The sequence below is a fragment of the Rhizobium etli CFN 42 genome (assembly GCF_000092045.1).
GTDB classification, from domain to species: Bacteria; Pseudomonadota; Alphaproteobacteria; order Rhizobiales; family Rhizobiaceae; genus Rhizobium; species Rhizobium etli.
In genome coordinates, this window is sequence record NC_007762.1 from 91,603 (window position 1) to 107,118 (window position 15,516).

Genomic DNA, 15,516 nt, shown 5'->3' on the forward strand with positions numbered 1-15,516 from the left:
TAGTTTCGCGGATATGGAAACAGCGCCGCTGGACAGTCAGGACGAGCTCAATACTTTGCGCGCACTCGTCGCGGAACAGGCGGCAAAACTTGAGAGCCAGGAAGCCGAGGTCATCAAGCGAGACTCCATAATCGGGCTTCTTCGCGCGCAACTGGAGCTTCTCCGACATCGGCAACATGGCGCGTCTTCGGAAAAGATCGACAGGAAGATCGAGCAATTCGAGCTGATGTTGGAGGAGATCGAGGCCTCCCGGGCCGAGGCTGAACAGCGCTCCGGGAAACCGCCTCTGCCGGAGTTGGACGACGCATCCGAGAAGCCGAAGCGCAAGCCTCTACCCGATGATCTCACCACCGAAGAACTGGTCTATGCAGCTCCCTGCAATTGCCCGACCTGCGGTGGCACTTCGTTCCTGAAGGCGGCCGACAGAGTGGTCCAGGTGCTGGAGCACGTGCCGGCGTCGGTCAAGATTGTCCGGCATGTCGAGAAGCGCATGATCTGCAGGGAATGCGATACGACAGTGGCTGGCGAGATGCCGACCTTGCCGATCGAGCGCGGCAAACCCGGGCCGGGGCTGCTCGCCCACATCATGATCGCCAAATTCGACGATCACATTCCCCTTTACCGCCTGTCAGAGATGTACGACCGGTTGGGGATAGACATCTCCCGATCCGTAATGGCCGACTGGGTCGGCCGGGTATCTGCATTGCTGACACCACTTGTCCTGTTAATCAGGGCCCATATCGCCGCACTCGACCGAATACATACGGACGATACCCCGGTCGATGTTCTCGACCCCGGGCGGGGCAAGACAAAAACCGGCAGGGTCTGGGTCTACATCTTTGACGGCAGTGGCTATCAATCCGCCACTCCCGCAGCCATTGCCTATTACTACAGCCCCGACCGCAGGGGCGCACATCCGGCTGATCACCTGGCAAGCTTCAGCGGCGTCATGCATGCCGACGGCTACGGGGGTTACAAGAAGCTCTATGGCAACCAGATCATTGAAGCCGCCTGCATGGCGCATGTGCGCCGCAAGTTCCATGATGTGATAAAGCTCAAGCCGTCTCCGATCGCTGAGGAAGCGCTGTCACGCATCGGCGCTCTCTACGATATCGAGAACCGTATCCGAGGCATGTCGGCTGACGAGCGGCGCACCCTGCGCCAACACCATGCCCGGCCTGTTCTGGACGAACTCAAGGCCTGGATCGAGGCGACACTCTCGACTTTGCCTCAGAAGCAGAGGCTGGCCGAGGCGATGCGATATGCCCTGTCGCGATGGGCAGCCTTAAGCGTCTACATCGACGATGGCCGTGTCGAAATCGACAACAACATCGCTGAACGAGCCATGCGTCCGCTTGGAATTGGAAGGAAGAACTGGCTGTTTGCCGGCTCGGACAAGGGCGGCGAGCGCATCGCCAACATCCTCACCATCATCGAGACGGTCAAACTGCAAGGCCATAATCCAGAGGTCTATCTGACGGATGTCCTGACCCGGATCCAGGATCACCCCGAAGACCGAATTGAAGACCTCCTGCCTTGGAACTGGACGCCGGCAAAAGCTCGATGCGAGGCCGCCTGATGGCGCGCTCGAGGTTCATCTACACACTCAGCCAAGTCGCCGGCATGATCGGCGAAAACCTCGAACTGATCGAAGAAGTGACCGCAAACTCGGACAACATCTCCGAAGGCGAACTGGTTTACGTCGGCGATGGCAGTGAAGACGGCACGAAGGGTCTGACCGAGAATGGCATCGAAGAACTTCAAAGCCTACTCGCCGACATCAGGACGTGGGACGGCGGTATCCGCGAGTTCCTCATCGACACACAGTGCGATCCCGAAATAATCGACCGCATCATGGCCGATGAGATGAAACGCGGCCTATAGATTCCATCTCTCGACACCCGAAAATGCGTTCGCCGGACGCTTACGATTGAAGCGATTTGCGCCCATGCGGTTGCGCTTTCGATCGATTTCTCCCAATCCTTGGCGAGACGGCGGCAGCGTCCAAGCCAGGCGAAAGTCCTTTCCACCACCCATCTCTTGGGCAGGACGACGAAGCCCTTGGCGTGATCCGAACGCTTGACGATTTCGATCGTCCAGTCACCATGGCCGCTCATTGCTCGCCTCAACTTGGCTCCGGCGTAGCCACCATCGGCGAAGATGTGGCGCAGCCACGGAAAACGGCGGCGGATCGCCTTGAGGACATGGGGTGCGCCGTCGCGATCCTGTATGTCGGCAGCATGGATGAACACGAAGATCAGAAATCCAAGCGTATCGGTGACAATCTGACGCTTGCGGCCCTTAATCTTCTTGCCTGCATCATAGCCGGATATTCCGCCGCTTTGCGTGGCCTTGACGCTTTGGCTGTCGATAATCCCTGCCGTCGGTTGCGCCTCCCGTCCCTCGATTTCCCGCGCCGCCATCACCAGAAGCTGGTTGATGCTCTGCCACAGTCCGATCGCGCGCCAAGCATAAAAATAACCGCGCACTGTCGAAACCGGCGGAAAATCGCCCGGCAGTATGCGCCATTGGCAGCCGCTCGAGGCGATATAGAGGATCGCCTCCGCGACCGAGCGCATATTCGTCGTCCGACGCCGCCCGCCACGACGCGCTGGCGGGATCAGCGGTTTGATCAACGCCCATTCCCGGTCCTTCAAATCACTTGGAAAACGAAGCACGTCTCGGTTATGCTCACGGCGAGCGATAGCAGTCCAGCTCATCGAAACCCCATTTGATTTAGCACCAATAGGGAATCACAACTGACTGTTATCGCTCAACTTCTTTTAAATCGGGCTCTCAGGCATTGGCAGGATATATCCTGATGTAAAACATCGTGTGAGTCTGGAAGGTCCACTTCCGGCTCATGTTTTACATCGGAGATGTCGCTTTCAGTCTATGTAACAAGGTTTTAAGTTCTTGCTAGACAGTGATGCGCCCTCCACCTCGCCACCGGCCGCTTCCATCGTGAGATACGGCGGCCGTACCCTTTCCAACTGTCCTTCGGTGGTGAATCCAGTAACAGAAAGCGACAGCACAATGGCAACAACCTGGTAACTAAGTGGGCTTGCCGCCTATTCCGTTTGTAAACATTGGAAAATTTCATTATCAATAAAGAAAGATATCAACGTGCCTGGCTTATATTAAACATTGAAAATAAAGACATCGCGCTAAACTTGCGAAATAACGTTAAATATGACAACTTCTACGAATAGCAATAAGAAGTCACACAGTGGCACAGGATCGACCATTCGTGGTCGGTGAGTTCGTAGCGGCGACGCGTCATAGAGGCTCCCTCATTCGGAAGCCTTGAATCACGACACGCGAAAAACGCCAAGCAATTTATGAGTTCGCTGCCTGGAATTGTCTGGTTTGCAATACGGAATTATTAGATGATAAAGTTTGAGTTCGAATATCAAAAGTGCTCAGTGCATAAAAAATTGCGACGCAATTCATACAAATATAAATTCTTTTCATTAGCCTGACCTGGCTTATTCATAAAACGAAACACGTAGACGGACCTCGCCACAAGGCCGAGACATAAACACGATAGCAAACGCTTACAAATCAAGGAAAAAATAACAACAGTCAAAAACTGACTGAACGAACACAACAATAGACCCAGGCCAACGTACGGCAACTTCGATCATGCGTTTACCGCCGGCCTACGGCTGGCCCATATCCGACCACGTCGATCGAGCCCGTCAGAGGTGCGTTCCGATCAACAGCGATGTACCATGATGGCCCGGGGGGCGGGTTGGCCGGAGACTTGTCCGACAGAGACGGGCTTCCACTCAACCGTCTAGTGCTCACACATTCCTCAACCTCCGCTTTGCTCATATAGATGTATCCGAGGTCAATCGCGGGTATACCCTTTGCAATTGAGTAGTTCGTCTTGGCGTTATAGAGCGCAGAAGTCAGAAAACGAGCAGACGCATTTGTGAGTTGTAAGGGGGTCCACGACGACGACGACATCGTGAGGAGGCAGATGCTGCAAGTCTACGTTGTGTGATGGAAGGACAAGGAGTTGTGATGGCTAGAATGACGAGGAGGGATATAAATAGGGGACGGATTAAGTCCTTCCAGCCGTTGCAAAGTGGGTTTTTAGCCGGGCGAACAGAATAATGGCCTTTGCATGCGCGAAGCGCTAAAGAATAAAAAACTAGGGCCCTTCGCGAGACCCAAACATGGCTTACCGTTGGAGAACGACAGAAAGCGACAGCGTTAGGTTATTCTTATTGGCCACGCTTTGAGATGGCGACGCTTGATGGCTTTTCGCAAAAGACAAGAGGTCATTGATATCGCCCCGCGAAGAGCCGCCGCGAAAGCTCAAGGGATTGACCCTGAACACTTATGATGCGTGGATGTGGAGGCCCAATAAGGAAGAGCGCCCCGTGGCGCAAACAGCCCGGTTAGAATGCCCCGCAGTCGCAATCAAACTAGAGCCACCAAATCGATTGAAGAGGCACAATGCGTCACGCGCAAGGCTTGGCTTGGCTTGGCAAGGTTTGGCTTGGCAAGGCTTGGCTGGATATATAGCTTTGTAGCCTTTCTTTGTTTGTATGTATAAATAAGATTACGTATAATGCGAAATTGTGGCGAGCATTTTAATAGTAGGATTTCAATAAATACATTTGAATTATGAAGTGTGTGAGGCCGCAAAACACACTTGGTTCATCTACGGTAAATTGTTCAGAATGCTGTGCGCTGACGGAGCATGAGTTTCTAGGATGCCCGGTCGACCCAATCGACACGCAGGGTCGTCTGATCGTAGTTTCCAACAGAATTCGCCGTGATGCGTCTCCTGGTAACAATTCAGGCGGGTTGGCCGTCGCCGTGAATGCTGCTTTGAAGTTGAGGGGAGGCATCTGGATGGGCTGGTCCGGAAATACTGACGCCGAGGCTACATCAACGAAAATGACTCGAGAGGGAAATGTAACGTACGTCGAAGTTGACCTCACCACCGCCGACGTCCGGGACTACTACAACGGCTTTTCCAATCAGACCCTTTGGCCTCTTTTTCACTCGTTTAAGGATCGTGCGGTTCTTAGCGAAGATTACGAGGTGGCCTACCGGCGGGTGAACGCCACCTTTGCGGAAATACTTTTTCCTTTGTGGCGTCCGGATGATGCAGTATGGGTGCATGATTACCACCTGATTCCACTGGCTGAAGAACTAAGGAAGCTAGGTTCCATAGGGCGTGTCGGTTTTTTTTTACATGTCCCGTGGCCGAAGTTCGAAGTGCTTCATGACGTGCCTGTACACAAGCTTTTGCTTAAAGCAATGTCCAGCTATGATGTGATAGGCTTTCAAACACGCAATGATTTGACAAATTTTTATGAGGCTGTGAATTGCTGCAATGAGGGTGGAAAACTAGAGAATGACGTTGTTCTCTTGTTTGGGCGGAGGATCAAACTGGGTGCGTACGCTGTTTCCATTGAAACCCTGAATTTCGCGAAGTCCGCTGCGGCTGCGGCGAAGCAGCCGTCGATGCGTCAAATGGTGGAAAGCTTGCAGGGGCAGACGCTGATTATATCAGTTGATCGCCTTGACTACACGAAGGGCATCCTGGAGCGTGTGAGGGCTTACGAAACGTTCCTTAAAGGTAACCCCTCGTATCTCAGGAAAGTGACTTATCTCCAGATCGCTCCCATATCCCGCTCCGACGTTCTGGAATATCAACAATTGCAAGCGGCGGTCGCGGAAGCGGTCGGCAAGGCAAATGGCGCAATCGGGACGGCGGACTGGACGCCTCTTCGCTATATCAATTCTGGTTCGTCTAGAGATGAGCTTGGCGCTCTTTTTAGGTTGGCGAGGGTTGGATTCGTAACGCCGATCAGGGATGGCATGAACCTCGTGGCGAAGGAATATATTGCAGCGCAAGACGCGGCCAACCCTGGCGTTTTAATTATTTCTGGGTTTGCTGGCGCCGCGCAAGAGCTTTCTGCGGGTATTATTGTAGATCCCCGAAATATTCAAAGTATGGCTCAGGCAATTGCAGACGCCTTAGAAATGCCGCTTACTGAGCGTAAAGATCGTTGGAGGAATATGATGACCTGGCTGTTGGAACACGATATCAACTACTGGACCAATACGTATCTTGATGACTTATTTAGCTAAAGCACTACTGTCATGGGACGAATATTATTTATTTATACGTTCATATGTATAACTCGTTGTGCTCAAAAGGCGAGACCCATGTAAAGATCAATACAGTATACATCGTCTGCCTGAGTCAAATTATTGGTATGAATTAGTTTCGCTAACTAGCTTCGTAATTTTCTTTATCTCTAGTGTATGGCTTATTTAATCTGAAATAATGTATCTATATTATTTGTTGTATAAATGGCGCATTTTGTTTCCAAAAGGCGATCTAAAAGACCCATGACTGCCTCCAAAAGACAGTCTTGAATCTGATTTGCTCACTTTTGGGAATCCCAAGAGTCCACGGCTTCTAGATCGTATGGTTGTGCGCCATTGTGATTGATGGGCCACTCCAAGACTTTAGCGCATAATGCGTAAGTGCTTACGTCAAAAATCCCTTTCATCGATTATAAATACGGAGTTTGGCAAGGGGAAATTCACATCTCAATCCTACAATCAAATTTCTCTAAATATGAAAGTCCTTATTATCGGCGCCGGTAATCTTGGAAACGCGTTCGCCGCGGACTTATCCAGCCGAAATCATCGGGTTTCAATTTGGACTCACCCCAGTCATCCCGGCAACAGCATCAAGATTGCCAATGAAGGGCTAGAAGCAAAGGGGGCTGTTGTTGGGCATTTCTACCCCACCATTCTCCCAGACCTTGGCCATGCCGTATCCGAGGCAGAAGCAATCATTGTTACCATTCCCGCTAAGGCCGGCGTTAAGGAAGAGCTGAAGGTCAGGCTGGCTGAACATGACCTCGCAAGCAAGATCCTTATATGGGTTCCCGGACTTTTGGCGAGCCTGGTTGGGGTTAAGCTAAGCACTGCTGCCACGTTTGAGGCGTCCAACTCACCTTATGGCTGCCGTATCGATGAAGGTAAGGCTTTCATTAAGGCCTTTAAAAAGGTGATTGAGATTGCCGCTTTCGATGCTGACAGTGAGACGGAGTATCGAAGTCAAGTCGAAGCTCTCTTTCCAAGTAGGCTTGAATGGCGTGCAAACATACTGGATGTCGCCATGCACAACACCAATTTCATCACTCATCCGGTGACCGTGATAGAGAACGCCCAGCGCATCCTGGCTGGTGAGAGCTTTCGCTTTTATAGGGACGGTATGACCCCCTCCGTCTGTGAGAAGATGGAGAAACTTGATGAACTCCGCATGTCCGTTATTGCGAAGTTCAATTTTGCAGGGATTAGCCACATCGGTCTGGTCAATCGTTGGTATGGAAGGAACGAGCCAAACTACCTCGCGTTTGCGCGCAATTCTCCCTCTCACAATGCCACGCTTGGAGTTCCCTCCGACATGCAGCACCGTTACCTTACTGAAGACTGCCGGATGCTCCCCTTTTACAGAGGCCTTGCAGAAAAGTTCGGTATCAACGCCGAGATCGCGGACTGGGTTTTGGCTCAAGCACGGGCTTTAGCCGGAGAGGACTTCGAAGAAACCGGACTGACCCTAGCTAAACTGGATATGGAGGGTCTCTCTGGGGATGAAATCGTCGCGAAATGGGGTGCAAATTAATCCAGAAGTACCGAAACACAATCTACGTTTGTGTTTTCGCGGAAGTTATAAGTGTTGTTATGCTCTACATTATGCGGTTATAGCCGCTCCCCGTAGTGTGATGATGGCGTTCAACCGAGCCCTAAGGCTCTAATGCATTATAAATGAAAGAACGCTAAATCGGATTGTACGTGGTTGTGATGTATCTGCTCGCTCTTATGTATAAATAAAGCGGCCTTTGTTATCGTTTTAATGTAAATCAACAAGATTGTGCGACTATCTTAAGTGTGAGTTACCATTCCGTGCTCCCCGTGAACTGCACCCTGATGCCGAAATTTTCGACTACGCGAAATCCGTTACCCTTAGAAAGCCAAATATTACGTAGATTTTGATAAAATAATTTCGGCAACGCTATTTCAATTTGAGCGGTTAAAGGTTGCGTGTTTGCAGCTGCCGACGGAGGGATACTGTAATAAAAAATCAAACACAGCTATTTAAATCAAGTGGAATTACAAAAACGTGTTCAACCAAAGTACCATAATCCATATATTTTATTCTTTGATAAGCCGCGTAGACTACCATCCCGCGAATACACGCTTTTGATTTGAGAAGGGTTAGTCCGTCAATACAGTCGGCTTCGACGAAAATATGCTAGGGATTACTTTGCTCCTGCAAACCGGACCTCACTGGGCATTTGAGCCCTGCCCTGACGTCATTCTCACGAAAATGGCTCGTCACCCGGTCTATAAATTCTTATCACTGACCAACATATTTGCCAAAAAGGCCGAAATTTCTTGCAATGTCTAGCCAATTTCCCGAAGCACCGTATCCTATAATTCGCGAGATGTTGGGGCAGCAGATGGCTTTTTTTGTCTGCTTGAACTCCGAAAAGGTAGGCCTGTACTTTAAATTTTCTGCCGTTTGCAATAGTGATTGAATATTTTGTACAGATCAAGTTCGCGGTCGATTGGGAACCTTTGGAGGAAAAACTGGCAAGCGAGAATAAAGATGCGCTCGTGGCAATGCAGAAGATCAAATCCATTAATATCGTCGAGTTGGCCGACAAGGGGTGGGGGTGGCTGACAACTTCAAGGAAAACGTAAAGGATGCCTATTCTATTGCTGAGCGGATTGCTCTGGGATATGAACCAGCGAGGGATAAGCCATTGCTTGATGCAGTCGGCAAACGAATCATGATATCGAAAGCTGTGCCCAATTACCCCCATATTGAAAATCTCGATCAACTGAAGACGTTCTTTATCTGGTTTAAACAAATCAAGAGTTTTGACAACGAGCCCGGTTGCGCCAGCGGGATCGCAAATTGTTTTACTTTTAATCATTATCTTGACGCGACAACTACAGCACAATCACTAACTCAATGATGACCGGTCTTACAGGTGTCCCGTGAACAAAACTGCGCTGTCATTTTCAAGTGACGACAATAAGATAAGGCAAAAAGTCTTGCGCCACGTGATTGTGCCCCACAAGCGTTTGGACGCGATAGGCGGGTTTCGTCCTGTGTGAGGTAAGCGCTGACGACAGAGCAGATAACCACTCCCCAATTGGTGCCTTTATTCACTGATTTTTGTGCAATTAATTATAGGGGCAATTTTCAAGCCAGTATTCCGAAAGTCTTTGAGTCACGTGATGCTCAATAAAACGATGGATTTATGCGCACGGCGCTGTCAGTAAGTCTCGTAAGCCATGACGATAGCACAGTGGAAGGCGCATATTTCAAAACTGGCGGCTTATCTTCGCTGGCAATAAGTGGACGTTCCATTTGCCGTCGCACCAAAGGGCCGCGTAACCCTGCCCTGTTTAACGAATGCGTGTTTGATCCTGATATGTCTAATTGGTTATAAAAGACGATCTTGGCGGGTGATCTGAACCCTTCAAACTGGACCAGTTTTGGTTAGAGTTTTCCGGTGCATTTTCCTGGCTGGGAAAGGGACCAGAAGACGATGAAAGCGTCGCAGTTTTCGGACGCTCAGAAGGCGTTCATTCTGAAGCAAGGTGATGAAGGCGTGTCGGTTGCTGAAATCTGCAGGAAGGCGGGGATCAGCCAGGCGACTTATTTCAACTGGAAGAAAAAATACGCGGGCATGCTGCCACCGGAGATGAAGAGGCTGAAACAGCTCGAGGACGAGAATTCGCGCCTGAAGAAGATCGTCGCGGATCTGACGCTGGACCGCGAGATGTTGCAGGATGTCATCCGCCGAAAGCTCTAAGGCCTGCTCGGAAGCGGGAGATGGTGAAAGGCATGTGCTGCGATTGGGCGATCTCGATCCGACGTGCTTGTGGAGCGTTGAACTTCGATCGATCAACTCACCACTATACCTCTCGCCGTGCTGATCAGGCCGGTCTGGAACGTCGTATTCGCGAGATCTGCGAGATCCGTGTGCGGTACGGCTATCGCCGCGTGCATGTGCTGTTGGAACGCGAGGGTTGGGGCACCAACATCAAGCGAACCTACCGCATTTACAGGGACTTGGGGCTACAGTTGCGGAACAAGACACCGAAGCGGAGGGTAAAGGCCAAGCTTCGCGAGGATCGGCACATGGCCGTCGGACCCAACGACGTCTGGGCGATGGACTTCGTCCATGACCAACTCGCAATCGGTAAGAAACTGCGCGTGCTGACGGTGGTCGACACCTTCTCGCGCTACGTGCCGGTGCTTGATCCACGTCATAGCTATAGAGGCGAAGACGTTGTGCAAACCCTTGAACGGGTGTGCCAAAAAGCCGGCTATCCGAAAACGATCCGTGTCGACCAAGGGACGGAATTCGTGTCGCGCGACTTGGACCTGTGGGCCTATTCCAAGGGCGTGACGTTGGACTTCTCACGCCCCGGCAAGCCAACTGATAATGCCTTCATCGAAGCGTTCAATGGCCGCTTCCGTGCAGAATGCCTGAACCAGCATTGGTTCCTGACCCTTGCGGATGCCCGCGAAAAGATGGAGGATTGGCGTAGATACTACAATGAGGAAAGACCTCATGGTGCGATCGGCAACAAGGTGCCGATCTCGTTGGTGAATTCAGGGTGCGCAACCAGCCCGCCTCCCTGAATAAAGCCGGAAAACTCTAGCATCCGGTGGTCCAACGTTTGGGAGCGGTTCAAAACCGCCGGGGCTCTAATCGCTGCCGGATGAAAGTTCGGTGGCAGGTGACGGGATATATAGCGACGTAGAGTTCGTTTGTCCGTATGTCCGTTTATCCCTAGGATTAGAGCCCGATTTAAAAGAAGTTGAGCGATAACAGGCAGTTGTGATTCCCTATTGGTGCTAAATCAAATGGGGTTTCGATGAGCTGGACTGCTATCGCTCGCCGTGAGCATAACCGAGACGTGCTTCGTTTTCCAAGTGATTTGAAGGACCGGGAATGGGCGTTGATCAAACCGCTGATCCCGCCAGCGCGTCGTGGCGGGCGGCGTCGGACGACGAATATGCGCTCGGTCGCGGAGGCGATCCTCTATATCGCCTCGAGCGGCTGCCAATGGCGCATACTGCCGGGCGATTTTCCGCCGGTTTCGACAGTGCGCGGTTATTTTTATGCTTGGCGCGCGATCGGACTGTGGCAGAGCATCAACCAGCTTCTGGTGATGGCGGCGCGGGAAATCGAGGGACGGGAGGCGCAACCGACGGCAGGGATTATCGACAGCCAAAGCGTCAAGGCCACGCAAAGCGGCGGAATATCCGGCTATGATGCAGGCAAGAAGATTAAGGGCCGCAAGCGTCAGATTGTCACCGATACGCTTGGATTTCTGATCTTCGTGTTCATCCATGCTGCCGACATACAGGATCGCGACGGCGCACCCCATGTCCTCAAGGCGATCCGCCGCCGTTTTCCGTGGCTGCGCCACATCTTCGCCGATGGTGGCTACGCCGGAGCCAAGTTGAGGCGAGCAATGAGCGGCCATGGTGACTGGACGATCGAAATCGTCAAGCGTTCGGATCACGCCAAGGGCTTCGTCGTCCTGCCCAAGAGATGGGTGGTGGAAAGGACTTTCGCCTGGCTTGGACGCTGCCGCCGTCTCGCCAAGGATTGGGAGAAATCGATCGAAAGCGCAACCGCATGGGCGCAAATCGCTTCAATCAGAATGCTCATAAGGCGCATCGCAAGGTATTGGATATACGAATGAACTTTTGAATCGGGCTCTTAGATATCTGGATAAAAAGATCGTGTCCACGGGAGTGGTGTAGCTGACGGCTGATTGCCGTGCTTTCCCGACATGGGTCGGAAGGGGATATCAGCGTGCCACAGCGGGGCAGGCTGATTTGGGGATCATCGCTCATTTGGGCCATGGTCTCAAGCATCAGATACCTGGCACGCTGGACGGCCCATTCGTCATTCTGTTCGAGCAGCAATGCACCGACGAGACGGACGATGGCATCGTCGTTCGGAAAGATGCCAACGACCTCAGTGCGGCGTTTGATTTCGCCGTTGAGGCGTTCAATTGGATTCGTCGAGTGCAGCTTTGCCCGGTGCTCTTTCGGGAAGGTCATGTAGGCGAGGACATCGTCTTCAGCGTCGTCCATGATGGTCGCGAGCTTCGGCACTTTCGGTCTGATCTGGTCGGCGACACTGCGCCATTGAGCGCTTGCTGCCTCCGGGGTCTCCTGGGCAAAGGCCGTCGCGATGAAGGCGGATACGACCCGCCTGCCGCTCTTTCCAGCATGCGCGAGCACGTTCCTCATGAAGTGAACCCGGCACCTTTGCCAAGTGGCATTGAGAACCTTGGAAACGGCGGCCTTGATGCCCTCATGTGCATCAGAGACAACCAACTTCACCCCGCGTAGACCGCGGCGCGTTAGCCTGCGCAGGAATTCCGTCCAGATCGGTTCGGCCTCCGAGGTGCCAACTTCCATACCCAGGACCTCGCGCCGACCGTCGTTATTGACGCCGACCGCGATAATGACGGCGACTGAGACGATGCGGCCGCCACGCCGGACCTTGAGATAGGTCGCGTCCACCCAGACGTATGGCCACTCACCTTCAATCGGCCTGTCGAGGAACGCCTTCACTTTGACGTCGATCTCTTCGCACAGGCGGCTCACCTGGCTTTTGGAGATGCCGCTCATACCCATGGCCTTGACCAGGTCGTCGACAGAACGGCGTTGGTGCAGCGATCGCCGTGTAAGCGGACGTCTGTCTTTGATGCCTTTGCTACTCGGTAGCTTGTCTGTACCGGACAGAATTCGGGCGTGCACATTCCAGCATTCGATTGAGGACGGCGCAGCCGATGGCGACCTCCGTCTGCTGGGCGCCGAATGAGCGTGCCCTTAGCCGGCGGCCGATGATCGATTTGTACCGACCGATCGCGGTCTCGACTAGCGATCGCTTACCATATCCCGTAGCGACTTGCCACTTCAACCGGCCATCGGCGTTAATCGCCGCAATGTGGCGGTCTCTTTGGCGGGAGGGACCGGCGTCCGGCCGTTCTATCGCATTGGCGCGTGGTGGAATGACGACCGCCGCGTCAGGACTGTGTCCGGCGACGGCCTCATAGGTCGGGTTTCCGTCATAGGCGCCATCGGCCGTGAACTGATCGATCGGCATGTCGATCTGGTCGAGCAGCGGCTCCACCTGCGAGGCGTCGCCGGCATCCTGGTCCGTCATGGCGTGTGCGATGATGTCGCCGCTGTCGGCATCCAGCGCCAAGTGCAGCTTGCGCCATCCCCGACGGGATTTTGTTGCTTGCTTTTCTTCCAGCCATTGGCCTGCACCGTAGATCTGCAAGCCTGTACTGTCGATGAGGACGTGGAGGGTCCCTTGTCCGGGAGACGAAACTCCTGCCGTTTCTTTGGCGCTCTCGGTTTGCTTGCCCTCCGGCTCAGCGTCGTGTGATCGGGAACAGCGAGATCCAGGCCGATCAGCTTCAGCACCGACGAAACAAAGCCCTCCGTCTGTCGGAGACGCAGGCCGAAAACCAATCCCAGCGTCAAAGCAGTCTCGATCGCCAGATCGGAATAGCGTGGCTGGCCACCGCGTGTCGTCCGCTTCGGCGCCCACCAGGACGACAATGCCTCCGGCGAGATCCAAAGCGTCAGGCTACCGCGCCGACGAAGACCTGCCTCGTATTCCGCCCAGTTCGTCAGCTCCAACTTCATCTTGCTGATGCGATGGCGTCGGGAGGCGTTGTGTTTGAAAGGCATCGTTGCAAAGACCGGTTATTGCGATTGCCGACCACCTACGCCAATGCAATTAACGATCCACGCACCAACGCCCCAATCACCAAATCAGGGCAGAGGGCCCTCGGCAGAGGCATACATTGCATCCGTAACCCAATTAAACAATACTTCGCGGGAAGCGCCTGGTATCATGATTGTACTGCGTTGAAATTAGGTAACGTGCTATGGATAGGACGAATGCGACCCGTCAAGCTACAAGTAGTTTGAACGCTTTCGATCGGTTGGATTCCGACACCGCCGGCAAGATTCTTGGTTGCTTAGTCAGCAACGAAGCTCCAGAAACGATGAAATCTCTAAATGCGTTACGACGCACCAGTAAGAGATTGCGCAACATCGTGGAAAACGATGAAAGTACCGGGGCTTTGTACCGCAGTTTGAGCCGGTTGAGCAAAGCAATCGACATCATCTATCGCACCGCGATTCCGGAGAGTGGCTTCGATTATCCCGACGATAATCCAGGTCACAGGGCGTACGCGCATGTTCGCATTGAAGCCGTTGAGGCGACTTTACATCTTCAACCGGCATTTAGGAAACGTGAACTCGTGGCGCATGTTATGAACATGGAACACGGCTTGGAACAAGCTTGGGCGATTGGACGACTGGCCGGGAATCTTAAGATTTTCGATCAGATCGAGAGCAACGCTATCCTTCAGAAATCATTCGAATATTTCTCGGATGAACTTGAAGACATGAGTGACGTGCTCATGGTGGCGGGCGGGATAGCGCTTGTCGAAGCCGACGTTAGAATGACTCCGCTCCAAAGACGGATGGTACAAACCATTCTGGAATCCAACGGACAGCATCATGTTCTAGATGCAGCAATTAACATCTGTCAGAAACGAGCAGAACGTAGAAGTGAGCTCCGTACAAAATGGGAAGACAAAATAAGTGCTTCAAGGACCGGTTGCAGCGTATCAAATTTAGACCCTATAATAACCGGAATCGAAAAGTCCATCCAAGAGTTAGTGACTGGTTACCAGGGAAGTGATTACGGCCGCATGTCGAAAGCAGCCGAAATTCAGATGCATTTAGCGGACTTAGTGAAACGCACTATAGATACCCATCAGAGTAGGGGTTTCGAGCGAGAACACAGAGAGCGATCAGATTTTGGGCGATAGGCAGACAACAACCTAAAATCGATGCCATGACGGACCGATGCTGCTCGAACAGGTGGCGTCGGTCACTTGATGCTTGAGGCCAAAAAGTCGATCCCGTTTCGAAATAGCATGCCTCAAAACTGAATGGGTCGCTCTCACCATTCTTGTAAGCGTAATAGGACGTTCCGCTCGACAACTTGGCTCGCGAAGCTTCCGCGATTGGTTCATCGACGCCTGCAAGGTTCGCAATAAGATGAACGATCGGCTCTCCGAATCCGCTCCGTACTCATCCTGGTGAGGGAGATAGTTCGTAACCATCCGGCCAAGGCCGCGGGGCTTATGATTACGGCTCGTCTGCCATGATGCGTTCGATCTTTTCCGGATCACGTTGCTCGTCGAGAAGAAATTGGCGAACGCCGCCTTCCCAGGAGCGCACGTCGGCAAGGAACTCCTGCAGGCTCTCGATGCCGCGGTCGGTAAAGGTTGTGATGCCCTCGTCGGTGCCGTCGTAGACATGGATCATCTCGCCGTAGTCGATGTTGTGTAAGCGTCCGGCGAACGCATTTTCGGGTGTCGAGAGATGGA

At 52.7% G+C, this 15,516-nt stretch carries 9 protein-coding genes and 3 pseudogenes; 8 read left to right on the forward strand and 4 right to left on the reverse strand.

Features of this window, described 5'->3' with window-relative positions:
- Positions 1–13 precede the first annotated feature (13 nt).
- Positions 14–1,579, forward strand: a complete 1,566-nt coding sequence (locus tag RHE_RS21505) for an IS66-like element ISRel19 family transposase (protein WP_009996985.1) — start codon at positions 14–16, stop codon at positions 1,577–1,579.
- Complete coding sequence (locus RHE_RS21510) at positions 1,579–1,884, forward strand: hypothetical protein (RefSeq protein ID WP_009996984.1); 306 nt, start codon at positions 1,579–1,581, stop codon at positions 1,882–1,884. Before RHE_RS21505 ends, RHE_RS21510 begins: the two co-directional genes overlap by 1 nt.
- A 26-nt stretch (positions 1,885–1,910) precedes the next feature.
- Here RHE_RS21510 and RHE_RS21515 read toward each other — a convergent pair.
- Positions 1,911–2,720: pseudogene (locus RHE_RS21515) on the reverse strand (IS5-like element ISRel20 family transposase); the annotation flags it as partial.
- Positions 2,721–4,638: 1,918 nt separating this feature from the next.
- Between RHE_RS21515 and RHE_RS21520 the strand changes: the two are divergent.
- The 5 genes from RHE_RS21520 (at position 4,639) to RHE_RS21540 (ending at position 11,784) form a co-directional block, all read left to right on the forward strand.
- Positions 4,639–6,117, forward strand: coding sequence for an alpha,alpha-trehalose-phosphate synthase (UDP-forming) (locus tag RHE_RS21520; RefSeq protein ID WP_011427379.1), 1,479 nt, complete (start codon positions 4,639–4,641; stop codon positions 6,115–6,117).
- A 394-nt stretch (positions 6,118–6,511) separates the two neighbouring features.
- Entirely contained in the window at positions 6,512–7,669 is a 1,158-nt protein-coding gene (locus RHE_RS21525) for an NAD/NADP octopine/nopaline dehydrogenase family protein (protein WP_103671229.1), read from the forward strand.
- A 1,054-nt stretch (positions 7,670–8,723) separates the two neighbouring features.
- The gene (locus RHE_RS32005; protein ID WP_011427381.1) at positions 8,724–9,029 is read left to right on the forward strand and encodes a hypothetical protein; all 306 of its coding nucleotides are present in this window, start codon (positions 8,724–8,726) and stop codon (positions 9,027–9,029) included.
- A gap of 579 nt (positions 9,030–9,608) precedes the next feature.
- Positions 9,609–10,711 (forward strand): IS3-like element ISRel21 family transposase gene (locus RHE_RS21535; protein ID WP_086005037.1). Its coding sequence is split into 2 segments (ribosomal slippage): positions 9,609–9,870 and positions 9,870–10,711, totalling 1,104 coding nucleotides; the frame shifts between segments, so codons are not numbered across the junction.
- Positions 10,712–10,947: 236 nt separating this feature from the next.
- Complete coding sequence (locus RHE_RS21540; protein ID WP_011427384.1) at positions 10,948–11,784, forward strand: IS5-like element ISRel20 family transposase; 837 nt, start codon at positions 10,948–10,950, stop codon at positions 11,782–11,784.
- A 124-nt stretch (positions 11,785–11,908) separates the two neighbouring features.
- Here the strand turns inward: RHE_RS21540 and RHE_RS21545 are convergent.
- Both RHE_RS21545 and RHE_RS21550 read right to left on the reverse strand, forming a co-directional pair.
- Positions 11,909–12,757: pseudogene (locus RHE_RS21545) on the reverse strand (IS256 family transposase); the annotation flags it as partial.
- 52 nt (positions 12,758–12,809) lie between these two features.
- Positions 12,810–13,798 (reverse strand): annotated as a pseudogene (locus tag RHE_RS21550) (IS5 family transposase).
- 200 nt (positions 13,799–13,998) lie between these two features.
- On the opposite strand from RHE_RS21550, the gene RHE_RS21555 reads away from it, so the two are divergent.
- Entirely contained in the window at positions 13,999–14,952 is a 954-nt protein-coding gene (locus RHE_RS21555; RefSeq protein WP_011427388.1) for a hypothetical protein, read from the forward strand.
- A 322-nt stretch (positions 14,953–15,274) separates the two neighbouring features.
- Here RHE_RS21555 and RHE_RS21560 read toward each other — a convergent pair whose 3' ends face one another.
- Complete coding sequence (locus tag RHE_RS21560) at positions 15,275–15,454, reverse strand: hypothetical protein (protein ID WP_244425803.1); 180 nt, start codon at positions 15,452–15,454, stop codon at positions 15,275–15,277.
- Positions 15,455–15,516: the final 62 nt, after the last annotated feature.

Excerpts from the sequence above, each read along its gene's own strand:
- RHE_RS21555 (WP_011427388.1), top strand. The coding sequence starts at position 13,999 with ATGGATAGGACGAATGCGACCCGTCAAGCTACAAGTAGTTTGAACGCT.
- RHE_RS21520 (WP_011427379.1), top strand. The coding sequence starts at position 4,639 with ATGAAGTGTGTGAGGCCGCAAAACACACTTGGTTCATCTACGGTAAAT.
- RHE_RS21505 (WP_009996985.1), top strand. The coding sequence starts at position 14 with ATGGAAACAGCGCCGCTGGACAGTCAGGACGAGCTCAATACTTTGCGC.
- RHE_RS21510 (WP_009996984.1), top strand. The coding sequence starts at position 1,579 with ATGGCGCGCTCGAGGTTCATCTACACACTCAGCCAAGTCGCCGGCATG.
- RHE_RS21540 (WP_011427384.1), top strand. The coding sequence starts at position 10,948 with ATGAGCTGGACTGCTATCGCTCGCCGTGAGCATAACCGAGACGTGCTT.
- RHE_RS21560 (WP_244425803.1), bottom strand. The coding sequence starts at position 15,454 with ATGATCCATGTCTACGACGGCACCGACGAGGGCATCACAACCTTTACC.
- RHE_RS21525 (WP_103671229.1), top strand. The coding sequence starts at position 6,512 with ATGCGTAAGTGCTTACGTCAAAAATCCCTTTCATCGATTATAAATACG.